At 62.0% G+C, this 22,016-nt stretch carries 22 protein-coding genes and 1 pseudogene; 13 read left to right on the top strand and 10 right to left on the bottom strand.

Features of this window, described 5'->3' with window-relative positions:
- Window positions 1-20 precede the first annotated feature (20 nt).
- Complete coding sequence (locus JN531_RS16130) at window positions 21-1,910, bottom strand: diguanylate cyclase (protein ID WP_228349877.1); 1,890 nt, start codon at window positions 1,908-1,910, stop codon at window positions 21-23.
- 194 nt (window positions 1,911-2,104) lie between these two features.
- On the opposite strand from JN531_RS16130, the gene JN531_RS16135 reads away from it, so the two are divergent.
- A complete protein-coding gene (locus JN531_RS16135) occupies window positions 2,105-3,460 on the top strand; it encodes a hypothetical protein (RefSeq protein ID WP_228349878.1) in 1,356 nt (451 codons plus the stop codon).
- Window positions 3,461-3,886: 426 nt separating this feature from the next.
- Here JN531_RS16135 and dinB read toward each other — a convergent pair whose 3' ends face one another.
- The 3 genes from dinB to JN531_RS16150 all read right to left on the bottom strand — a co-directional run bounded on the left by dinB (window position 3,887) and on the right by JN531_RS16150 (window position 6,456).
- Window positions 3,887-4,960 (bottom strand): DNA polymerase IV, encoded by a 1,074-nt coding sequence (gene dinB / locus JN531_RS16140; RefSeq protein WP_228349879.1) that lies wholly within the window; start codon window positions 4,958-4,960, stop codon window positions 3,887-3,889.
- A gap of 47 nt (window positions 4,961-5,007) precedes the next feature.
- Complete coding sequence (locus JN531_RS16145) at window positions 5,008-5,451, bottom strand: hypothetical protein (protein ID WP_228349880.1); 444 nt, start codon at window positions 5,449-5,451, stop codon at window positions 5,008-5,010.
- A gap of 366 nt (window positions 5,452-5,817) precedes the next feature.
- A complete protein-coding gene (locus JN531_RS16150; protein WP_228349881.1) occupies window positions 5,818-6,456 on the bottom strand; it encodes a helix-turn-helix domain-containing protein in 639 nt (212 codons plus the stop codon).
- A gap of 750 nt (window positions 6,457-7,206) precedes the next feature.
- Between JN531_RS16150 and JN531_RS16155 the strand changes: the two genes are divergently transcribed.
- The 4 genes from JN531_RS16155 (at window position 7,207) to JN531_RS16175 (ending at window position 12,429) form a co-directional block, all read left to right on the top strand.
- A complete protein-coding gene (locus tag JN531_RS16155) occupies window positions 7,207-7,788 on the top strand; it encodes an excalibur calcium-binding domain-containing protein (RefSeq protein WP_228349882.1) in 582 nt (193 codons plus the stop codon).
- 189 nt (window positions 7,789-7,977) lie between these two features.
- Window positions 7,978-8,406 (top strand): pilin, encoded by a 429-nt coding sequence (locus JN531_RS17370; RefSeq protein WP_275591464.1) that lies wholly within the window; start codon window positions 7,978-7,980, stop codon window positions 8,404-8,406.
- 163 nt (window positions 8,407-8,569) lie between these two features.
- Entirely contained in the window at window positions 8,570-10,423 is a 1,854-nt protein-coding gene (locus JN531_RS16170; protein WP_228349883.1) for a hypothetical protein, read from the top strand.
- 101 nt (window positions 10,424-10,524) lie between these two features.
- Window positions 10,525-12,429, top strand: coding sequence for a hypothetical protein (locus tag JN531_RS16175; protein ID WP_228349884.1), 1,905 nt, complete (start codon window positions 10,525-10,527; stop codon window positions 12,427-12,429).
- Window positions 12,430-12,531: 102 nt separating this feature from the next.
- Here the strand turns inward: JN531_RS16175 and JN531_RS16180 are convergent, their stop codons facing one another.
- Window positions 12,532-13,515: a lysylphosphatidylglycerol synthase domain-containing protein gene (locus tag JN531_RS16180; protein WP_228349885.1), complete on the bottom strand. Its 984-nt coding sequence runs from the start codon at window positions 13,513-13,515 to the stop codon at window positions 12,532-12,534.
- Entirely contained in the window at window positions 13,512-14,747 is a 1,236-nt protein-coding gene (locus JN531_RS16185; RefSeq protein ID WP_228349886.1) for a polysaccharide pyruvyl transferase family protein, read from the bottom strand. The genes JN531_RS16180 and JN531_RS16185 overlap by 4 nt, the downstream gene beginning before the upstream one ends.
- Window positions 14,748-14,847: 100 nt before the next feature.
- Here JN531_RS16185 and JN531_RS16190 point away from each other — a divergent pair, with 100 nt between their 5' ends.
- Window positions 14,848-15,951 (top strand): nitroreductase family protein, encoded by a 1,104-nt coding sequence (locus JN531_RS16190; RefSeq protein WP_228349887.1) that lies wholly within the window; start codon window positions 14,848-14,850, stop codon window positions 15,949-15,951.
- On the opposite strand, the gene JN531_RS16195 is transcribed toward JN531_RS16190, so the two are convergent.
- Window positions 15,948-16,949 (bottom strand): DUF354 domain-containing protein, encoded by a 1,002-nt coding sequence (locus tag JN531_RS16195; RefSeq protein WP_228350006.1) that lies wholly within the window; start codon window positions 16,947-16,949, stop codon window positions 15,948-15,950. The genes JN531_RS16190 and JN531_RS16195 overlap by 4 nt on opposite strands.
- Between JN531_RS16195 and JN531_RS16200 the strand changes: the two genes are divergently transcribed.
- The gene (locus JN531_RS16200) at window positions 16,854-17,063 is read left to right on the top strand and encodes a hypothetical protein (RefSeq protein ID WP_228350008.1); all 210 of its coding nucleotides are present in this window, start codon (window positions 16,854-16,856) and stop codon (window positions 17,061-17,063) included. The two genes, JN531_RS16195 and JN531_RS16200, sit on opposite strands and share 96 nt — an antisense overlap.
- On the opposite strand, the gene JN531_RS16205 is transcribed toward JN531_RS16200, so the two are convergent.
- From JN531_RS16205 to JN531_RS16215, 3 genes are read right to left on the bottom strand one after another with little or no spacing between them, the layout of a single operon-like run.
- Window positions 17,032-17,883 carry a glycosyltransferase family 2 protein gene (locus JN531_RS16205; protein ID WP_228349888.1) on the bottom strand — a complete coding sequence of 284 codons (852 nt, stop codon included), beginning with the start codon at window positions 17,881-17,883 and terminating at the stop codon, window positions 17,032-17,034. The genes JN531_RS16200 and JN531_RS16205 overlap by 32 nt on opposite strands.
- 38 nt (window positions 17,884-17,921) lie before the next feature.
- On the bottom strand, window positions 17,922-18,284 hold the full coding sequence (locus tag JN531_RS16210) for a HepT-like ribonuclease domain-containing protein (protein ID WP_228349889.1): 363 nt from the start codon (window positions 18,282-18,284) through the stop codon (window positions 17,922-17,924).
- Window positions 18,284-18,574 carry a nucleotidyltransferase family protein gene (locus JN531_RS16215; RefSeq protein WP_228349890.1) on the bottom strand — a complete coding sequence of 97 codons (291 nt, stop codon included), beginning with the start codon at window positions 18,572-18,574 and terminating at the stop codon, window positions 18,284-18,286. Before JN531_RS16215 ends, JN531_RS16210 begins: the two co-directional genes overlap by 1 nt.
- Window positions 18,575-18,657: 83 nt before the next feature.
- Here JN531_RS16215 and JN531_RS16220 point away from each other — a divergent pair, with 83 nt between their 5' ends.
- From JN531_RS16220 to JN531_RS17465, 6 genes and pseudogenes are all read left to right on the top strand, one after another.
- Window positions 18,658-19,167 carry a hypothetical protein gene (locus JN531_RS16220; RefSeq protein ID WP_228349891.1) on the top strand — a complete coding sequence of 170 codons (510 nt, stop codon included), beginning with the start codon at window positions 18,658-18,660 and terminating at the stop codon, window positions 19,165-19,167.
- A gap of 302 nt (window positions 19,168-19,469) precedes the next feature.
- Window positions 19,470-19,673: a DUF2281 domain-containing protein gene (locus JN531_RS16225; protein WP_228349892.1), complete on the top strand. Its 204-nt coding sequence runs from the start codon at window positions 19,470-19,472 to the stop codon at window positions 19,671-19,673.
- Window positions 19,674-20,370: 697 nt separating this feature from the next.
- On the top strand, window positions 20,371-20,754 hold the full coding sequence (locus JN531_RS16230) for a ParD-like family protein (protein WP_228349893.1): 384 nt from the start codon (window positions 20,371-20,373) through the stop codon (window positions 20,752-20,754).
- Window positions 20,755-20,760: 6 nt separating this feature from the next.
- On the top strand, window positions 20,761-21,357 hold the full coding sequence (locus JN531_RS16235) for an ATPase (RefSeq protein WP_228349894.1): 597 nt from the start codon (window positions 20,761-20,763) through the stop codon (window positions 21,355-21,357).
- Entirely contained in the window at window positions 21,354-21,713 is a 360-nt protein-coding gene (locus JN531_RS16240; protein WP_228349895.1) for a DMT family protein, read from the top strand. Before JN531_RS16235 ends, JN531_RS16240 begins: the two co-directional genes overlap by 4 nt.
- Before the next feature lie 26 nt (window positions 21,714-21,739).
- A pseudogene (locus tag JN531_RS17465) lies at window positions 21,740-21,901 on the top strand (cold shock domain-containing protein); the annotation flags it as partial.
- Window positions 21,902-22,016 lie beyond the last annotated feature (115 nt).

The following is a 22,016-nucleotide window of genomic DNA, read 5'->3' on the forward strand; positions in this document are numbered from 1 at the left end:
CTTCACGCCCGACACCGGCCTCAGACGGCACTCTCGTCGGGCACCGGCCCCGTCACGCCACCCGTCCCGGGCGCGCCCGCGGTGATGACGCAGTTGCGCCCTGCCCGCTTCGCTCGGTAGAGCGCACGATCGGCAGCGTCAACGATCTGGGCAGGCGTTTCGCCATGCGTGGGGTAATGCGCCACACCGATGGAAATGGTCACCGACAGCAGGCTGTGCGCCCGCGTCTCCACCCGCACCCGCCGGATCTGCGCACACAGTGCCTCGGCCCGGGCGGTGGCTTCGGCCAGGGTGATCTGCGTCATCACCACGGTGAACTCTTCGCCGCCGTAGCGGCTGGCAAGATCACCACGGCGACAGAATGCATTGATCTCGTCGGCCACACGGCGAAGTGCAATGTCGCCAACGGTATGACCATGCTCATCATTGAAACGCTTGAAATGATCGATATCGATCATCAGCACGGCGATCGGCGCCGCATCGCGCTCGGCGCGTGCAAAATCGCGCGACAGTGATTCTTCCAGATGCCGCCGGTTGTAGAGCCCGGTGAGCGGATCGCGGATCGACTGGTTGCGCAGCGTCTCGCGCAGCCGCAGGTTCGCCAGCGCCAAGCCAACCCGCGCCGACACCAGCTCCGCGACCTCTACCGCCCGCCCGTGGCTGGCGGCATCGCCCGTCCACTGCACGAACAGCATGCCGATCAACTCGCCTTGGCCGGTTAGCGGCAGGCACAGGCTGGACTGCCCCGCATGCGCCTCACGCTGCACCTTGCCCCGATGCCCGCAGCGCACCCGCTGCGCATCGCCGGCATCGCTCAACCAGGTCTCGCCGCGCCGTAGCCCCCAGCAGTCCTCGGGACTGAAGACCGGCTCACTGGCGGTGTCATCACCCCAGCCATACAGCGATTCCAGATGGGTCTCGGAGGCGTTGATCAGGTACACCACGCCTGAACAGCCCGCAAACAACTGGAGGCAAGCCCGGGAGACGAACGGCCCGATTTCCTCCATCTTCAGACAGGTCTGCAGGCCATTGTCGAGCACGCCCATCAGCCGCGCCTCGGCTTCACTGACCCGCAGGTCCGCGAGCATCTTCTGGCGCTCGGTGATGTCCTGAATCTGCGAGATGAAGTGCAGCGGCTGCCCCTCCGCATCCCGCTGCAGGGCGACATCCAGCTGTACCGAGATAACACTGCCGTCGTGCCGGATGTAGCGTTTGTTCATCCGGTATTTCGACTTGCGGCCATGGATCAGGTTGTTCACTTCGGCCAGGTCGCGTGCGAGATCCTCGGGATGGGTGATGTCCTGAAAGGAACTGGCCATCAACTCGTCCCGGCTGTAGCCGAGCATTTCGCAAAGCGCGTGATTCACCTCGATCCAGCGACCTTCAAGGCTGACAATGGCAAGACCGATCGGCGCGCCCTCCACCGTCAGACGGAAGCGTCGCTCGCTGATCGCCAGCGCCTGATTGCGTTGCTCCAGGGTGGCGGTCGCCTCCTGTAGCTGCCGGTTGACCTCATTCAGGCGCTGCCCCTGTTCTCGCACCTCATCCAGATAATTCGAGGCCCGCGGAATCAAGGGCAACAGGCAGATCGCGGTTGCCACCGAAACCCCCGCGGTCAGCGTCATGACCACCGCATCAAGCCGATACAACGGCCGCCACAGGTTGATGATGTCGATGACGTGGGTGAGCCCACAAAAGAAAATGAACGCGCCGAACAGCGTGAACATCCAGCCGAACGGCAGATTGGGCTGCCGCCGCAGAAAGTGCCCCAACGCAAATGGAATCGAAAAATAGGCCAGGGCCACCAGCCCATTCCCGATCACCATGGCCCACAGCAACCGCGGGTCCCAGGCGATGCAATAGCCGTGGGGAAGCCCCCGGCTTTCGAACAGGGCAGTCAACCACTCCATGGCGGGTACGTTCTCCGGCTTAAGTCATTGAACCTACGACAGGTCGCCACGCCACACCGCGCTGGAGGGGACCGACGGCTTCAGGCAGGGGCCCAACGGTCACATCGCGATACTGGAGGCCCCTGTACGGGGATGCTACTGTGCCATGAGACCCCCGACAGAGGGGCATTGAGATCACCACGAGGAGTGTTCAGATGACCCCGCACCCTGACCCGACGCCCGGCTGGCGCTGGGGCCCGTTCACCTTTCGCCTGCCATTTCTGCACACCCGCCTGCTGTGGCCGGAGTTTCTGCAGGGCTTGCTGGTCTCGGCCGCCACCGGTCTGGCACTGGTGCCGGTGATGACGCATTTTTTCGGCTTCACCTTCGAGCAGGCGCTGACCTGCGCGATCATTCACAACATCCTCATCACCTCGGCGGTCATCGTGTTCGGGGAGCCCTATGCCCCCGGCTGGGTGACACCGGCGCTACCGCTGGTGCTGGCCTTCATCGCCACCGGCTTCGAGACGCCGGCGGAGCGGGTGCAGGCGATGACCGCGTTGTCGATCAACTTTGCGCTGCTGGTATTCGTGCTCGGCGTGACCGGCCTCGGTAGCCGGCTGTTGCGATGGATCCCGCAGACGCTCAAGGCCGGCATCATCCTCGGCGCCGCACTGGCCGCGTTCAAGCGGGTGCTGATCGACGATGCCGACCGCTTTCTGCTGACCCAGCCAATCGCCACCACCGTGGCCTGTGGCGTGGCACTGCTGCTGATCTTCTCGGAACCGCTGCAGGGCCTGATGAAGCGCCATGTGGGGCTGGCCCGTCTTGCCGCGCTGGGCCTGCTGCCCGGCTTCATCGCCGCCGCCATCGTCGGGCCGTTGGTCGGCGAAGTGCAGTACGACATCCAGTGGGGTCTGTTCGTCCCGCCACTCGCCGAGACCTGGGCGGTGGCCTCCCCCTGGGGTGTCGGCTGGCCGTCGCCCGTCGTCTTCCTCACGGCGGCACCGCTGGCCTTCATCACCTACATCATCCTGTTCGGCGACATCGTCACCGGCCAGGCGGTGCTGGCCGACGCACAGCCGGAACGCCCCGACGAACCGATCCACCAGGATGCCCGTCGCACCCACCTGAGCCTGGCCGTGCGCAATGCCCTGCTGGGGATCAGCACCCCCTTCTTCCCCACCCAGGGCGCCCTGTGGACCGGTGTGCATGTGGTCATCGTGCAACGCTGGCGGCAAGGCGTACAGCAGATGCGGTCCCTGCACGACGGCCTGCATTCCTACTACCTGATGGGCATTCCGCTGGTGTACTTCCTGCTGCCGTTGCTGACGGGCCTCAAGCCGCTGCTGGGCATTGCGCTGTCCCTCACCCTGGTGGTGACCGGCTTCGCCTGTGCCTATGTCGCGCTGGCCATCCCCCAGCGTCCGGCACAGCGGGGCGCGGTGCTGCTCACCGCCGCCGCCATCGCCTTTCTCGAACCCTGGATCGGGCTGGTCGTCGGCCTCGCCGCTGCATTGCTGCTGGTCACCCCCGACCCCCTGCCCGAGGAGCCCGCCAACAAGGTCTGATGGCATTGCGCGCCCGCGTCCATTTCCTGTCATTGCGAGCGCGTACACCCTCATTGTCATTGCGAGCCCGCGCAGCGGGCGTGGCAACCTCACCCGGACGGCAGTGCCCTCGATGACGAGATCGCCGCGCGGCTACGCCGCTTGCGATGACAGGAGAAGGCTACACACTCGCGATGACAACCATTTCATTTCATTGCGAGCCCGCGCAGCGGGCGTGGCAACCTCACCCGGACGGCAGTGCCCTCGATGACGAGATCGCCGCGCGGCTGCGCCGCTCGCGATGACAACCATTTCATGTCATTGCGAGCCCGCGCAGCGGGCGTGGCAACCTCATCCGTACGGCGGTGCCCTCGATGACGAGATCGCCGCGCGGCTACGCCGCTCGCGATGACGGGAGAAGGCTACACACTCGCGCCGACAACGGGACTACGCCAGAAAAAGGTCCGCCTGCACCCGCGCATCATCGGCGTCGGTGAACTGGGTCAAGCCCACGCCCACCAGTCGGTAGCGGGTTTCCGATGGCAGACCGACCCGCAAACGTAACGACAGGGCATAGGCCGCCAAGGCATCGGCGGAATCCGGTGGGCGCTCCGGGGTCAGGTGGCGGCTGATGATGCGGAAGTCCGCCGTCTTCAGCTTCAACACCACGGTCCGCGGCACCCGTGCGGTCTTGCCCCGCCCCCGCCAGGTCTTCGCCGCCAGTGCCCGGATGGCCGGCTCCAGCGCCTCCAGCGGCAGGTCTTCAGCAAAGGTGTCTTCACTGGACACCGACTGCACCGGGCGATCCGGCTTCACCGGGTGGTCGTCGATCCCCAGCGCCAACTCATGCAGACGGCGGCCGTAGCGGCCGAAGTGCTGCACCAACTCGGTCACATCGGCCGCCGCGAGATCGCCGATACGGTGATATCCGCGGGTTTCCAGCCTGCGTTGCATGACTTGACCGACGCCGGGGATGCGCCCCACGGGCTGTGAAGCAATCACTGCCGCCGCGCTGTCCGGACGAATCACGAACAGGCCGTCGGGCTTGCGCCAGTCCGACGCCAGCTTGGCGAGAAACTTGTTGGGCGCCACACCGGCTGAAGCCGTCAATTGCAGCTCGGCACGAATCGCTGCACGAATTGCTTCGGCGGTCGCCGTGGCGCTGCCCAGGCCCGAGGTATCGGCGGTCACATCCAGGTAGGCCTCATCCAGCGACAGCGGCTCGATCAACGCGGTATGGCGGGCGAAGATCTCCCGCACCTGCCGCGAAACCGCCCGGTAACGGGTGAAGTCCGGCGGGACGAAGACTGCCTCGGGACACAAGCGCTCGGCGCGGACCGCCGGCATTGCCGAGCGCACCCCGAACCGACGCGCCTCATACGAAGCGGCACACACCACCGAGCGCATGCCGCGCCATGCCACCACCACCGGGCGCCCGCGCAGGCTGGGGTCGTCGCGCTGCTCCACCGATGCGTAGAACGCATCCATGTCGACGTGAATGATCTTGCGCGGCGGGCTCATGTGCCAAGCGTAAAGCCTGGCGCGCCCCGCCGCCCGGCGGCCCTGGTTTACTCGTCAGCGCGCAGCGCGTCGTAGGCCGCGTAGAAGCCTTCAAGACGCTCGGTGATCAGCGCACGCTGGGCATCGGTAACACTGCCCTGCTGCACGCTCAGCTTGAAGGCCCCGTCTTCAGAGCCCAGCGCCGTCACGACTGCCGCGCGCCCCACCCCCGCCCGCACAAACAACGGCTTGCCCTGAATCAGGGCCTCGAAGTCATGGGGCTGCGGTACCGGGTCGTCACGCTCGCAGAGAATGGCCTGGGCCGTCTCCGGCGCTTCCGGCAAGGTTACCAAGCCGGGCTTGGCCGCCTCGGCAGTGAAGTCCCACCCCTCGATGGCGACCATCTTGGCGCCGCCGTCGGTGAGCCAGTAACAATCGTCGTTCGCCAGCACCCCAAGGGGCAGCAGCCCCAGACACAGGGCGCCGACGAACCGAATACGCGATCGGGGCATGATGCACCTCCTGGTTCGGTCTCCTCCCTAGTAAGACGTTTGGCGACGCGATTCCCGCATCTCCTGGCCCCTCGCCATTGCCAGCCCGCGCACCCTTCTTGTCATTGCGAGCTCGCGCAGCCCCTTGTCATTGCGAGCCCGCGCAGCGGGTGCGGCAATCTCGTCCGACCGGCACTGCCCTCCCAAACGAGATCGCCACGAGACGTCGTCTCTCGCGATGACACCCATTTCCGGTCATTGCGAGCCCATGCAGCCGCCCTGTCATTGCGAGCCCGCACAGCGGGCGCGGCAATCTCATCTGGACGGCACTGCCCTCACCAACGAAATCGCCACGAGACGTCGTCTCTCACGATGACAAAGTTGAGACTAGGAGGCCGCCGACACTCGCGCCTTACGCGGCTTGCGCACCTTGGGGGCTGCCGGCGTGGCGGCAGACTTGGCCTTCCGCGACACTTTGGCCTTTCGGCTTGTCGGGGTGGCCTTGGCCGCCGCTTTGGGTTTGGCCTTGGTATTCACCTTGGTCTTTTGGGCCTTGGCCTTGGCCTTGCCCTTCGCCTTCGGCGCTTCTTTAGCGATCAGCTCAAGCCGCGCCGACGCATCCTTCTTGCCCAGCCCGCGCAGTGCTGCAATGGCCGCAACCTGAGCAGGCCGCGGGGTGGTTTTACGCGCTTCCCAGTTATAGATTGACTGCGTGCTGACATCGATCAGCCGGGCAAAATCCTCCGCGCTCAAACCCAGCCGCGTGCGCAACGATTTCAGGCCCTTCGCCACAAACCGCACCTTGCCGGTATCGACGTCTTCTGCTGGCTTTTCCACCGCCTTCGGCACCGCAACACGGCGCAGCTTGGAGAGTTCACGTTCCAATCCCGCCACTTGCTTCTTCAAGGCAGCGAGCTGATGGCGATGCGCAGTGGTTGCCGAACGCAATGCTTCGGTATGTTGACGCACCGTCTTTTTCGACAGGCGGGCGATTTCGCTTTTGAACATCGATGCAATATCAGACACGAATTGAGCTCTTTGAAACAAATTCAAGTCAAATTATGCATGAATATCGAAAACCCCAGTTCTGCTGAAGAAAAGCGTAGTCGCGAGTGATACGTTCCGAGTGCTGAGCAATGGCCCCACTCGCCACGCCCTTCTTTGTCATTGCGAGCCCGCAGGGCGTGGCAACCTCACCCGCCTGGCACTGCCCTCACCAACGAGATCGCCGCGGGGCTACGCCCCTCGCGATGACAATCGATCCCTTGTCATTGCGGCCCGCACGCCCTTCTTTGTCATTGCCAGCCCGCACACCCTTCTTGTCACTGCGAGCCCGCGCGCCCTTCTTGTCATTGCGAGCCCGCAAAGCGGGCGCGGCAATCTCACCCGGCCGGCACTGCCCCGAATCGGTGTTGGGTTGTGCCGCTAATACACCTCGGGTCGTGCCGCTAGTGCACGTCAGCGCTGGCCATCCTGGCGAACCGTCACTTCGCGAATTCACTCCAGCCCCGGCTTCCATGCCGGTGCGTTCACCCCACCCGCGAGCAGTGCTCGCAACAACGGTGGGGTTCACCCTCGCGATGACAGTTGGGGAGTGCATCCCTCGCGATGACACCCCCTCGCTCGCGCTGTTGCCCTCCTCAGCACTCGCCACTCGCCACTCGCCACTCGCCACTCAGCACTCTGCTGTCCTTGTAAGAATTCCCCCATTGCCGCCCTGCCTGACGGGCCAGATACTGCCCACCTCCATCGGAGGACAAGGACAAGGCCGCCCGCATGCGACTACAAGGCAAAATCACATCCTGGAATGACCACCTGGGCATCGGTTTCGTCACCCAGAACGGCAGCGACCAGCAGATCCCCCTCCGCTACGAAGACTTCATCGACCGCAGCCGTTTGCCGGCCGTCGGCGAAGTGGTGATCTACGAGCACGGTAAAGACTCCCAGGGCCGGACCATCGCCACCCGCGTCGGCTTCCCGGTCACAGGAAACCCCGCTGCGCAGAGTAAATCCTCCAAAACCGCCAAACCTAAGCCACCCCGCCGCCGCACCCGCGGGCTCGGCACCGTCGCCGTCGGCCTCGCCGTCATCGCCGGCGTGATCTGGTGGCAGCAACATCACGCAGCACCAGAGCCCCCCTCACACGATCACACCGCAACGACCGACTCGAGCATCGCGGTAGAGCCGGACACCGTATTCGGCGAGGCCGCCCCGTACAACTGTGATGGCCGACGGCGCTGCGACCAGATGAATTCCTGCGAAGAGGCTGCCTTCTTCCTCCGGAACTGTGCCGCGCCCAGCATGGACGAGTCCGGCAACGGCATCGCCTGTGAATCCAGTGGATGCGGCTGGAAGTGACGTTTTTTGTCACTTTCTGACATGCCCCTCAATGCGAAGGACGACGTCTGACTCATCAGTCAGAATCCCTTCTAGGCCACATAAGATCATTGTTTTAGGGGTCGAACGACCAAGTTGGCACGCCTCCTGCTGCTTTAGCTGCGAGCTTAATTTCGCTCATCTCAAACATCACCCATGGAGATGCACCCAATGATCAAGAACACCCAGAAAGGCTTCACGCTCATCGAACTGATGATCGTCGTGGCCATCATCGGCATCCTCGCCGCCATCGCCATCCCGGCCTATCAGGACTACATCACCCGCTCCAAGGTGACGGAACTGGTGACCGCAGCTTCGGCATGTAAGTCGTCCGTTTCCGAGTACGCACAAACCTTGGGCACACTCCCGGGGACCCTGACGGAAGCTGGCTGCAATGACAATACGAGCCAGTACGTCGAGACGTTTGCAATGAATGCCAGTGGCGCGATCACGGTCACGGCGAGCGACGCTGTCGGCGGCTCAGCAATTGGCCAAGATTACGTTCTGACCCCGACCTTCGATGCTTCAAGCGGTACAGTCGCATGGGCCTGCGATGATTCAACGATCCCGTCCAAGTACCTGCCCGCAAACTGCCGCTAATTACCGGCGTTTGGTTCGCACAAAGCCGCCCCGCATCGCGGGGCGGTTTTTTTTCGGCCGCCAGTGCTGCGCGCCGATTCACTAACCGTCCTCTCTGTTGTGCTGCCAGGCTCATCACGTGATACCGCGAAAGCTCATACACACCACGGTGACCCTAGGACTGTTGTCACTGCCTGTCTGCCTGATCTATTGGACTGGCCTCAGCGGGCCCTTTCTTTTCGATGATCATTGGAACCTCAGCCCGCTAGGAGCCGAAGGTGGCCTCCAGACGCTCGGCCACTGGCTGCGCTTCGTGCTCGGGGGCGAGTCGGGCCCACTGGGGCGCCCGGTCAGCCTTGCCAGTTTCACCCTAAATGCACAGACCTGGCCGGCCGACCCCTGGCCATTCAAGCTCACAAATCTGCTGATCCACCTCGGCAACGCTTTGCTGCTCTACGCGCTGAGCCGCCGGCTGTTTCAGCTCGGCCGCCTGCCCCATGCCGCCACCTTGGCGGCTCTAGCCGCTCTGTTGTGGGCTCTGCACCCGCTGCATGTCTCCACCGTGCTCTATGTGGTGCAGCGCATGGCACAGCTGTCGTTGCTGTTCACGTTGATCGGTCTGACCATGTACCTACAGGGTCGCCTGCTGGCCGTTACCCGCCCCCGCGCCGGCTACCTGCTGATGCTGGGCGGCATCGGCGGCGGCACCCTGCTAGCCACGCTGAGCAAGGAAAACGGTGCCTTGCTGCCGCTGTATGCGCTGGTACTGGAAGCAACCGTCGTCCGATTCGCTGGCGTCCGCCAGCCCATCGTCGGGTGGCGCTACGGCCAGGCGCTCATGTTGCGCCTGCCCCTGCTGGTCCTTATTGGCTATCTCGTCTTTAGCACGCCGGCTTTGCTCAACCGCTACTCATACCGCGATTTTTCGCCCCTGCAGCGGCTGGGTGTCGAAGGCCCGATCCTGTTGGACTACCTCCGCCTGTTCGCGTTGCCGCGATTGTCTGGCGGCGGCCTGTTCCACGATGTCAGCGTTGCCGACTTCCCGGTGCTGATTCGGGGGACGGCGTGGGCGGCCATTGCGCTGCTCATCGCCGTCGCCTGGCGGCTGCGGTCGCGGGCGCCGATGGTGGCCGCTGGCCTACTGTGGTTCTTTGCTGGCCATGCCATGGAATCCACTTTTGTGCCGCTGGAACTCTATTTCGAACATCGCAACTACCTGCCTTATATCGGGCTGGTCTGGGCATTGGTAGCGGCGCTCTCGGCATTACCCCTTCGGCTCATCGCAGTGGTTGCCGGCCCGTTGCTGCTGCTGTGGGGCACCATGACCCACTTGCAGACCAGTGTCTGGGGCAATGAGCAGGTCGCAGCCCAGGTGTGGCTGAAGGAGAAGCCGGAGTCGCTGCGCGCCACGCAATTTGCAGCCGGTGTACTGCAGTCAAACGGCTCGTTCGAAGCCGCCCGCAACTTGATTCACCGCTACGTAAAGCGATATCCCGAAAACCCGATGGCCCTCCTGCAGAGCATCGAACTTGACTGCCTTGCCGGCGCACCGGTAGCGGTCGCTGCCGGTAAGGCAACGACGCTGTTGGCGCACGAGCCGTTCAGCCACGCGATGCCGAAAACCTTCAGCAAACTCCTGACCCTCACCATCACGGGCCGATGCATCGATCTCCGTACCGCGCACCTCCACCAGATGCTGGATGCGGTGCTGAGTAATCCTCAGCTCGCCTACCTGCCGAAAGCCGCGGGGCAGTTGCTCATCACCCAGGGGAACACCTTTGCCCAGAAGGGCGACTTGCGGTCCGCGATCAAGGTCGCAGAGCGAGCCGGGCGCATCAATCGGCAGGTCAATGCCCCGTACTGGCAGGCACTGTGGTCGCTGGAAGCCGGACACTGCGATGCGGCACGCAGTTACCTAACGGCTGCCCGTCATCTGGCGACGGGCAGCTTGTATACGGACGATCCACCGGAGTCGTATCTTGATGCCCTCGACCAAGTCATTCGCACCCCCACTGATACTGGCGGCTGCGCCCCTTAACGGACTGTCACTCACACGAACCGAAGCCCATTATCGTGCCCAATCCGCAGCAGCCCCCGACACAAACATCGCAAGACCGAGCCCCCCGGTCATGGCGCCTGATGGCCCTGATCATCGGTGCCTGCGTGGTGGCAGCCTATTTCCGGGGGCTATTCGGCGAGTTTCTGTTTGATGATTTCCACAACATCGTCGAAAACCCCGCAATACAGACGATTGACGGCTCCGTCGACAGTTGGCTGGCGGCCAGCCTGTCGTCGACCGCCGGCAAGCTGCGCCGACCTGTCAGCATGGCTTCGTTTGCCGCCAACCATCTGTTGTTCGGCATGCATCCGTTCCCGTTCAAGGTGGTCAACCTGGTGCTGCACCTGCTCTGCGGGCTGCTGATCTACCGGTTAAGTTGTCACCTAGTGCCCCGGCTGCTGGGCGGCGGCATCAAGCCGCAGCGGGCGAGTATCGACCCGCGTGGCATCAGCCTGCTAATCACCGCGATCTGGCTGCTGCACCCCCTCAGCGTGAGCAGCGTGCTGTATGTGGTGCAGCGGATGAACCTGCTCTCCACGCTGTTCATCCTTCTGGGCCTGCTCTGTTACACAACAGGCCGGATACGCGCCTTGAACGGTCAATCGGGTCTATTGCTGGCACTGACGCTGACCACCTTGTGTGCGGTGCTGGCCGTCTTCAGCAAGGAAAACGGCCTGCTGATCTTTCCCTACTTGTTCGTGCTGGAATGGGTCTGCTTCCGCTTTTCCGGCCTGGGCCGTACCGATAAGAATCTGCTGATGCTGTACCTCGGAGTTTTTCTGCTGCTACCAGTGACCCTGGTCGCAATCTATCTGTTTCAAAATCCGGACTGGATCACCGCCCGCTACGAGCGCCGCGACTTCACCCTGATCGAACGGCTGCTCACCCAGCCCCGCATCCTTTCCCACTATTTACTGTGGATCTTCGCCCCGCTGCCCCAGTGGATGGGCATCTACCATGACGACATCCCAGGGTCCACCGCCCTGCTGTCCCCCTGGACCACCCTGCCAGCCATCCTGCTGCTAGGGGGCGCACTGATCACGGCGATCCTGCTGCGACAACGCAGCCCGGCGTTCGCGCTCGGGGTACTGTGGTTTGCGGTGGGTCACAGCATGGAATCGACGTTCATCGCACTCGAGAACGTGTTCGAACATAGAAACTACGCACCGATGATCGGATTGATCATCGGCACCGTAGTGATCACCAGCAAGATGTTGGCCAACCGTAGCGGCAAGACCAAGATTGGCGTTGCAACTGCCGTCATCGCGTTGCTGGCCGCAACCACTTTCTACCGAGCCACGCTGTGGGGCGACCCCGTGCGCATGGCGCTGGTGGCGGCAGAACAACACCCCGACTCGGCGCGAAGCCAATACGACGCCGGTCGCTTGGTTTATATCGAGGCCATGGCCGAGGGATCAGAACCCTTGGGAGTGCAGCGCGCAAAGCCCTACTTGGAACGGGCCATGGCTCTGTCGCCCAACTATGTAAATCCTGTGGTAAGCCTGATACTCACTCAATACAAGGGAAAGCCAATCCCGGACGACATCTTCATAGAACTGATCAACCGCATTGGGCGCAACAAGGCGCTAAAGCCCAATGCAGTATTTCTGATCCAGAACGCCGCTACCGATGCAAGGATCGAGATGAGCCCTGCGCAGGTCAGAGCGCTCTTCGTTGCAGCGATGGACAACCCTAGCGTGCGTTTCGGTGTCAGGGCCCAGTTGTTAAACAACTATGGCCGCTACCACTATGTGCGTCTCAATGCGCCACAAGAAGCGATCAGCCTCACATTGGCAGCCGCAGAAACTGATCCTAGGAACCCCATTTATCAGATCAACCTCGCGAAGCTGGCGCTGGCTCTTGAGCAGCCAAGTATCGCTACCCAACATCTCGAACGAGCGAGACGCTTGGATATTGCCAGCATCTACCGTGATCAGATCGCTACCATTGCGACACAGATCAATAACAGCAACAAAGTCGAATAGCCCACCTCAAGGGCTTTGCGCTCCGGTTGTCGCGCGTTTCCTGATCGGTGCCCGCGAAGCGCGCTTCCTATCTACCCCCACGACCAGAATCCGGCTGGCGCATCACCGCTGTTGATGCGTCTTGCGCCAACTTGCGGCGACAACGGTTGCCAACAGTCCACCCAGGACCACCCAGGTTAACAGTCGAAGAAGGACTGATGCCGCCACCGCAAGCAACTCGCCAACTGCGGTGGTCGCACCAATTGCGCCATACATCAGCTCTCTCACGCCAAGGTTTCCCGGCGTCACTGTCACGTACTGGGTGAGTCGGTTCACCACGAGAAATACCAGTGCCTGCGCGATATCCAGCCTGGTGCCAAGAGCGGCAAAGACAAACCACTGAACACAGACCATGGCCGTGAGTAGCACAAGAGATTGAAACAACCCCGAAAGCAGGATTGACGGGGACAGCACTCGTCTCACGAAGTCCCCGACGTCGCTGCGGACGGAACGCTCGCTCCCTTCTCGCGCCCCCGAAACCAATCGGAGTTGTCTTCCACACTCTGCGAGTCCACACAGGACAAGAAGGACAGTCAGGACGATCAACATCGATGGCACGTCACCTTCCCCGATGCGCTCTCGCCACCACAATGCGGACGACTCCAGACACGAGAACAAGCCGATCATCGCCAGGCCCATCACGATCAGCTCGAACGCAATCGTCGCTACGCTTATGACTACATATCCTCGATACGGAAGACGCAGCTCCACACGCATCGAAACGGCCCGGTAGATATTCCCGGTCTGAGGAATCAATCCGTTGTAGACACGCGCAACGAGCAGGGTCCGCGCGAAATCGAGTAATGGCGGAACGCGTCCGAGATACTGCGCCGAAAGTACACGGGCGCGCTCGTTGAACACCAGAAAATATCCCCCGAGCAACAGCGCCGCGCATGCCGCCATCCACCCGCTGAGGTTGATGGCATCCAAAGCGTCCAGACCTTCAACGCGGAGCCGCAAAAGCAGCAGGGCGACGGCGGTAAGCAAGATGCCCCACCGAATCGGCCCGCTGCGGAAGAACTGGATGGCCCTTTTGACGCCACTCATGCGTGAGCAGCCTTGCCACCGATCAGGCCCTGGAGCCGGTCAAAGGGCGCGGACGCTGACGCTGTACGCCGCTCCCGCTGTGCCACGAGTGCGTCTCGGACATTTTCCCGCTCCGACCAGGCTAGCGCCAGAATCTCCGTCAACGTCTCCACTCGCACCCCCTCGTGAAAATCGACTGATGCGGGCGCAGCACCACCCGCCAGAGAACTTTCCTGGTACTTGTGCGCCCACCCGATGGCGAGCGTCGGTATGCCCTGCGACAGCGCCGCGATAAGCGCATGAAATCTTGACGTCACCAAAAAATCGCAGCTGCCGATAGCCGCCTTAAGCTCGGATGCCGGGTGCCGTCCGCTGACGACAGCCGGATTTCCCACGCCCGACATGGCGCTGCGAATGGCCTCGCACAGCGTGTCGTCGTCGTTGCCGTTCTGCAGAACTTCGTGTCCGATCAGTACAACGTTTGCGCCCAAGACTGCAATCGCAAATGTGCACAACGACGCCATTGCATCCACGTACTGATTGCGTCCATTCTCTATCTGAAATGCCCTTTCGAGGTTGGTGTTGGGCACAACCCCCAATCTCGGGCGCTCGGGCAGCGACACCTGCAGCGAACCGCCCTGGGCAGGGAACAGCCACGCCATGTCATCGGCAACATGGAAGTCCACCTCACGTCGAAGGCCCAATTGAGTGAGGTAGCCAGCCGATAGCTCTCCACGCGCATTGATCAGCGCAGCCCGGCGCAACGCAAACCTGGCGCAGACTCGCACCGGGAATCGCTTAAACGGGCCAAACGCCTGGGTAAGCAGCACCAGGGGAACTTTTGCACGACTGCAGCAAGCTGCCTCCAGCGCGTAGACCACACTCCGCCAGAGGGGCCGCCGGTCACTGAGGGCGAATCCACTGATATCGAGGACCGCATCCGCGTCGCACATCGCGGCGACGTGCGGGCACCTGTCCGCAGCATATTTCTGACCACGCCTCCCCATAAGCGCCAGCAAACGAAAGGCGACGTCCCGGAGGCCGCGCATGGCAGGAATCAACTCGAATTCCTGATATCTTCCATCCGGGCCCGCACGCTTGATATTACCGAGCAGGTCTCGGTCTCCCCTGGAATAGGTCGCAGCCAGAATGCGAGCAGATGGCCAGCGCGTCTGAAGCTCACGAACTGTCGTCAACAGCATGGCCTCGGCACCACGGTTTTGCAGGTTCGCGCCCACCACAAGAAATTTCATTTCAGATGCAATGACTGAAGATTTTGAACGATGTGGGGCAATGTAAGGCAAAGCGTGTACGGGGGCCACCATTGACGTACCAACTGGGTAGCACAGGATCATGATTCCAAGACTGTCTCTTCTCAAGCAGCGCGCTCCCCGCCTCTACGCGAGCTTGAGGACCCTTCATGCGCAGCTACGCTTGATAATCTGGCGCCTGATATCGGCTACGCGCATAGGCTGCGCGCTTTACTACCTGCTGATGAACGCTTCATTCCGCCGCGAGCAGTACGCGGTGGTCAAGGGGCTGGTCCGGTATCACCGGCAGACCGACCGAGATGCCATTCGTTACAAGCTTCGACGTAATATCCACCGCCTTGAGAAGGGTCTCCTCATGCGACCCCGGAAGCCGGTTTTCGCTCTGGACTATATCGCTGAGACCGTCGACGCTTACCTGGCGCTGAGGTCGCAGACGAACGAGGGAAAAGGCGATCGGCTATCTACATGGGCCCACGACGTTCTTTGCGAGTTCTTTGCGTCCGTGCAAACGAACGACTATCTTGAGTCGTTGCGACGCAGGCTCGAGGAGACCGGATGGGTTGATCCTCAAGGCGAAAAAAAGCCCTACCTTCAGGGGGCGCTCGGCCCCCTGGCGCAATCCGTTTCCTACGACCAGTTGGAACAACTGACGCGATCCCGCCGATCAGTTAGATGGTTCCTCGACCGTCCGGTGGAAAGAGAGAAAATCGAAGCGGCACTCGCAATTGCGGTTCAGGCGCCAAGTTCATGCAACAGGCAACCATTTCTCTATAGGGTCTTCGACGACCCCGATCTCGCTGAGACGCTATTCACCCTACCCCTTGGCACGCGAGGCTTCGGGAAATGTGCGCCAGTCGTCATTGCTGTTACCGGCGACCTTTCCGCATATTTCGATGAGAGAGATAGGCATGGCATCTACATCGATGCCAGCCTTTCTATCATGAGTTTCCTCACTGCACTGCAGACGCTCGGGCTTGGCTCATGCACGATCAACTGGCCCGACGTCGAACGGCGAGAAAGAAGGATTGAACGGTTCCTAGGTCTCAAGCCCTATGAACGCGTTGTCATGCTGCTGTTGACAGGCTATCCAGACCCCGAACGCCACGTCGCATACTCGGAGAAAACTGCCGTTCGCGACGTCGTCATCTACAACGCTACTGGCGAAGACGCGCCGAGAGCCACCTAGCTGCCGTTGGCGCGCCGACTCACTGCCATGTCGAGAACCTGATGCACGATCAGATCAGACACCGATACGCAGTTGCCCACTAATTCGTCACGCTGAGCCCTCCAGGCTTCTGGTGTTCTGGCAGTGACTTCATCGACCTGCGATATCACGGCGTCCGCGCTTCGATCTGTTATGTGCCTCGACAGTCCTGATCTTGATTCGAGCCAATCGATGTAACTCCGCCCCTGCGAACGCGCGGCGACATACAGGCTCGGCACACCCAATATCGCTGACTCGGATGCCATCGTCGCGCTTTCTCCAATGACTGCCCGACAGTGGGCCATCAGGTGATGAAGTTCATTCGGTCGCCCTTTGAACAGGTATGGACGATACCTTTCACTTGGCACTACCTCTGATGAGATCAGGACCTTGCCCTTGGTCTTCAGGTGCTCAATGACCCGGCTCAAGTCACCTTCTCCCCAGCCCTGTTCGCCTAGATCGTGATTCGCCTTCCAGGACACCAAGCGCAACAAGAACGTATCGCCTTGCTCAGATAGTCCGTTGCGTACCGCGACCTCACGGTCGGGGCTGAACTCATCCGGGTGAAGATAAGAAAGTTCATGGCATCCCGCGTAGCGCACCGTTCGATTGCGAGGTGTCCAGCCCTGATAGCAGTCTGGAACTACTACGCGGGTAGCAAAAGGGTATGTCAGTGCATTCTGGAGGCGCGCACTCTCGGTGTCGTAGAAGATAACAGAGGGCGTTCGGGTCAAGGCTCCGGTTTGCGCTGCAAAGATTCCGCCAACTCCCGTCAGCACGCTCGGTCGAAAGCTCCGAACTATGCCAACCAAGGCTCTATTGCGCACCAAAAGCTCGCTCGCCATGCTTGATAGGCCACCATGGTGCTGTGAGGACAAGCAAACGTGCTCGACACCAAGCGCATCCAACAAGTCAACAGCGCATTCCTTGACTCTACTAGTTACGAGAACGTCAACGCCCTGCCCTCGGAGCTTCCTGATCGGCCCCTTGAACACATGGACATGCGCCGGGTGCGCTATGTCGACGAGAACTTTCAAGTGAATAGCCTCAAGGAGCGAGCCGCTAACCGTCTCGCCGATATGTCAGATTCGTAATCTGCTCAGACACCAGCCCGATCAGAAAGATAATCACGGCCGCGCTGAACAACAACGCACTCATATTGGTGAACCGCCCAACCGTTGAGAACGTCCAAAGGTAGTATCCAAGCCCCAATCCAAAAAATCCGAAGCTTGCGGGCACGAACAACTTCAGCGGCGAATACAAGGTCGCAATCTTGAAGATGATCAGCAGAAAGCGGATGCCGTCACGGAAGGGGCGGATATGGCTGGTGGTGCCCACTCGTTGGTAAACCGGGATGGGCTCGTAGGCCACCGGGTAGGCGCTTCGGAAGAAGGCCATGGTGCTGGTGGTGGGGTAGGAAAAGCCATTGGGTAGCAGGTGAAGGAACTCGCGAAACTTGTCGGCGCGCACGGCGCGGAAGCCGGAGGTGAGGTCGGCCACCTTGTGCCCGGTCATCCAGCTCGCCAGGCGGTTGTAGAGGCCATTGGCGAGGCCGCGGTGCAGGCTGGCCTGGCCATCGCTGCCGCGTGCGCCCACCACCATGTCGTAGCCCTGGTCCAGCCGTGCCAACAGTTGTGGGATGAGCGCGGGGTCGTGCTGGCCGTCGGCATCCATGAACACGAGAATGTCGCCCGTTGCGGCCCGGGTGCCGCGCTTGATGGCGGCACCATTACCCATGGAATATGGGGACGACAGGCAGACCACGCCGGCCTCGGCACAGACGCTGGCGGTGTCATCGGTGGAGCCGTCATCAACGACGATGACTTCCGCGTCCGGGAACCGGGCCCGCAGCTTGGGCAGCAGGCCGCGCAGGCCTTCAGCCTCGTTCTTGGCGGGCATGATGATGCTGATCAATCCGGGCTCCCGGCGGTGGTGATGAAGATTGAGAGGCCTCAGCGCAACTCGACGAGTAGCGCTTGAATCTTGCTGCGAAGCGCCGGCAGGTCCTGCTTAACTGTGGTCCACACGATATCGAGGTCTACTTCGAAGTAGTCATGAACGATCCGGTTTCGCATTGCGCTCATTCTGGCCCAGGGGATGTCTGAATGCTGTTCAGGAAAGCTCGAATCGGACTTCAGTATCTTCGTGGATGCCTCACCGATCACGATCAGACATCTCACGACTGCATCCTGTTCTTTGAACAATTCCTCGAAGACTGCAACATCTTCAACGTCGGAGAGGAATGTGGACGCGCGGTCAATCGCTTGCAGAATATGGTCGAGGTAGTCGGGAATTCGAAGCGTCTTCCCCTTCATTACACAGCCGCCGCTTCCGACATGATCTGCGCACGCGTTCGCCGGGGGAGCGCTTTGGGGGTCAGCACGTCAACCCGAACTCCCAGCAGTGCCTGGGCCTCTAGCTGCAAGCCGGCCAGGTTCAGAAACGTTGTGGTCGGGGTCGGGTCTACCAGCAGATCGAGATCGCTGTCGTCCGTATCGTCGCCATGAAGCACAGAACCGAAAATGCGCGGACGCAGAAAGCCATGACGAACCGCCAACTGGCGTAGCTCGTCGCGATGCAGTGCCAATGCATGAGAAGGCTTCATAGGATGAAAGATAGCATGGGGCCAAGGTGTTTTCGCCTAGCGCTGCGGCTAGGATATGCCCTGCCCACCAGGAGGAATCGGGCGTGAAACAGATCGATGAACTGCAGGACTGTCTGGATGGCGTTAGCGGCACCCTGGTGGTGTCGCCCGCACCCTCGGCGGCGTGGACGGTGGTGATCAAGAAGGCACTGGCCCACCTGGGGCGGGAGAAGCGCTATTGGGTGTACGCCACGCTGCCGTTTGATGCGGGCGCCCTCGCCCAGCCTGCAGATGGCGACGACTGGCTCTATGACCTCTGTTGGCTCAGCCTCAGTGACGGCCGGCTGCTGGTGGACATGGAGCTGGCGATGCAGGCGGCCTGGGGCCAGACCGATGAGGTGCTGGGGGCCTTTCAGAAGCTCTGCCAGGCGCGGGCCCGGTTCAAGCTGATGGTTTACCACGCGCAGACGGAGGACGCCTGCGACCAGCTCACGGCCCTGCTGACCCGCCAACGCGCTGTCTTCGCCCGCCGCGACCCGACCGAGACCTGGCTGCTGTCGTGCTGGGTGGCGGAGCTGCGGGGGTTTCGGTATCGGGCAGTGGAACCAGAGTAGAGGACAGTGCTGAGTGCTGAGTAAGGGCAACAGCGCAGCCCTGTGTCATCGCGAGAGATGAAGGCTCGCGGCGATCTCGTTGGTGGGGGCAGCGCCGGCCGGGGGAGATTGCCGCGCCCGCTTTGCGGGCTCGCAATGACAAAAGTGGCGTGCGGGCTCGCAATGACAAAAAAGGACGTGCGGGCTCGCAATGACAGAAGCAGAGTGCTGAGTGGCGAGTGGTGGTAGCGCTAACAGCAACAGCGATGGCTCAGAAGGGTCTTGGGGTGACGCTGGTGGATGTTCCGGAGTAGCCTTACCGTATGACCACTGCAGATCGCATCTACGAGTCGGTGAAACCTTTGCCTGAGCCACTGGCGCAGGAGGTGCTCGACTTTGTGACGTTTCTGAAAACGCGACGCCTCGGGGCAGACATCGACGACCTCATCGCAGCCCAGGCGGCCAGCCTCGCTCATTCATGGGATAACGCCGACGACGAAGCTTGGAACGATGTTTCTGCCGTCTGACATCGTTAGACCACTTGGCTGCGGCCCGAGAAGGTCTTCACGCTTAATGTATCTCTGATTGTGCTCAGGGCTGGCCGGCTCACGCCAGCGACGTTCAAACGTGTACAGGCAGCGATCTGCGTTTCGCTGGGATGCGCGACACGCTGACAAACGCCTGTCATCGCGAGCGACGAAGTCTCGTGGCGATCTCGTTGGTGGTGCGGTGCCGGCCGGGGGAGATTGCCGCGCCCGCCTGGCGGGCTCGCAATGACAAAAGAAGGGCGTGCGGGCTCGCAATGACAAGCAACATGTCTGTCATCGCGAGCGGCGTAGCCGTGTGGCGATCTCGTTGGTTAGGGCAGTGCCGGCCGGGTGAGATTGCTGCGCCCGCGTTGCGGGCTCGCAATGACAAAAAAAGGGCGTGCGAACTCACAATGACAAGCAACATGTCTGTCATCGCGAGCGGCGTAGCCGTGTGGCGATCTCGTTGGTGAGGGCAGTGCCGGCCGGGTGAGATTGCCGCGCCCGCTGCGCGGGCTCGCAATGACAAAAGAAGCGCGTTGCGGGCTCGCAATGACGTTTACCTGCATTCTGCGAGACACGTCGGGCCTTAACGCTTTCACTCAGCGCTCATCACTCGGTTGTCAGCACTGTCTTATGTAGCACTTTGCTACAACCCGGCGTAGCATAGGTTTCCCGCCGTTCCGGAGCCCCTGCCATGCCGACGCCCTCGCCTGTTCGTCTTGATGCCGACCTGTCCGACGCCGCCCGTGCGGTGGCGCCCACCATGAGCCGCAGTGTGGCGCAGCAGTTGTCGCATTGGGCGCGTATTGGGCGGGAGCTGGAGCGTACGCCGGGCATCAGCCTGGAAGCGATCCAGGCGGTGCTGGGGGGCGGGGGCGACTATGACGCGTTGAACATTCGAGAACAGGCGATGGTGCGGGTCGACTGGAAGTCGCAGATCAGCGAGCGACGTGCAGCGCTGCAGCTCGACGAGGCCTTTGCACAAGAAGGCCACCGCTATGCGGAACTGGATGCACGCGGCCGGGTCGTGGAAAAGCCGGCGACGCAGCGCGCACGGCGGCGCAAGGCGCAGGGCTGACTGCCGGTGCCGGTGCTGCACCTACTGGCGGGCCCCAATGGCGCTGGCAAGACCACCTTCTACCAGCGGGTGCTGGGGCCGGTGCTGCACCTGCCGTTCATCAATGCCGATGTCATCGCACGGGACCGCTGGCCGGGCGAAGAGGCGCAGCGCGCCTACGAGGCCTCTCGGGCAGCGGCCGAAGCGCGCGCCGTGGCGATGCAGACGGGGCGTTCGTTCGTCACCGAAACCGTGTTCTCGCACCCCAGCAAGCTGGACCTGCTGGTCGCCGCGCGGGCAGCGGGTTATTTGACCACGCTGCATGTGGTGACCATCCCACTGAAGCTGGCCCTGGTGCGGGTGCGCCTGCGCGTTCAGCAGGGCGGCCATGCGGTGCCGGAAACCAAACAGCGCGAGCGCTACCTGCGGCTGTGGGGCCTGTTGGCACAGGCCATTCACACGGCCGACGAGAGCTACATTTACGACAACACCCGCGCCAATGAGGCCTACCGCCTGGTGGCCCGCTACGAACGCGGCGTGCTGCTCGGTGAGGCCGACTGGCCGGCGTGGCTACCGCCCGCGCTGCGCAAGCCGGCGCCACTTTCGGAGTCCAGTGCACCATGAACCCCCTTTCGAGCGCCCCGGTGCTCATTTCGGTGCTGCTGCTGATCTGCAGCAATGTGTTCATGACCTTCGCCTGGTACGCACACCTGAAGGCACTCAACCACAAGCCATGGATCGTGGCGGCGTTGGTGAGCTGGGGCATCGCCCTGTTCGAATACCTGTTGCACGTGCCGGCCAACCGCATCGGCTACACGGTGTTGAACGTGGGGCAACTGAAGATCCTGCAGGAGGTGATCACGTTGTCGGTGTTCATACCGTTCGCGTTCTTCTACCTGAAAGAGCCGCTGAAGCTGGACTATCTTTGGGCCGGCTTGTGTCTGGTGGGCGCGGTGTATTTCGTGTTTCGCTCGGCCTGATACCGGACTGATTGACAGGAACCGCCATGCGCTACCAAGGCAAGATCATCTCGTGGAACCCGGCTCGCGGCTTCGGCTTCATCCAGTGGAATGGCAGTACCGACCGGGTGTTCGTGCATGTGAGCGCATTCAAGGGGCTGGCATGCACCCCGGCAGAAGGGCTGATCGTGACCCATGCGGTCGAAAAGGACACGCAGGGTCGATTCCGGGCGGTAAAACTGGGCATACCAGCTTCACAACAGGGACAGACGACCGCACCCTTTCGCACCCGCGCCACATCGCCCCGCCGCAGCCGTACGCGTG

It is taken from the genome of Flagellatimonas centrodinii (assembly GCF_016918765.2).
In the GTDB taxonomy this organism is placed as follows: Bacteria; Pseudomonadota; Gammaproteobacteria; order Nevskiales; family Nevskiaceae; genus Polycyclovorans; species Polycyclovorans centrodinii.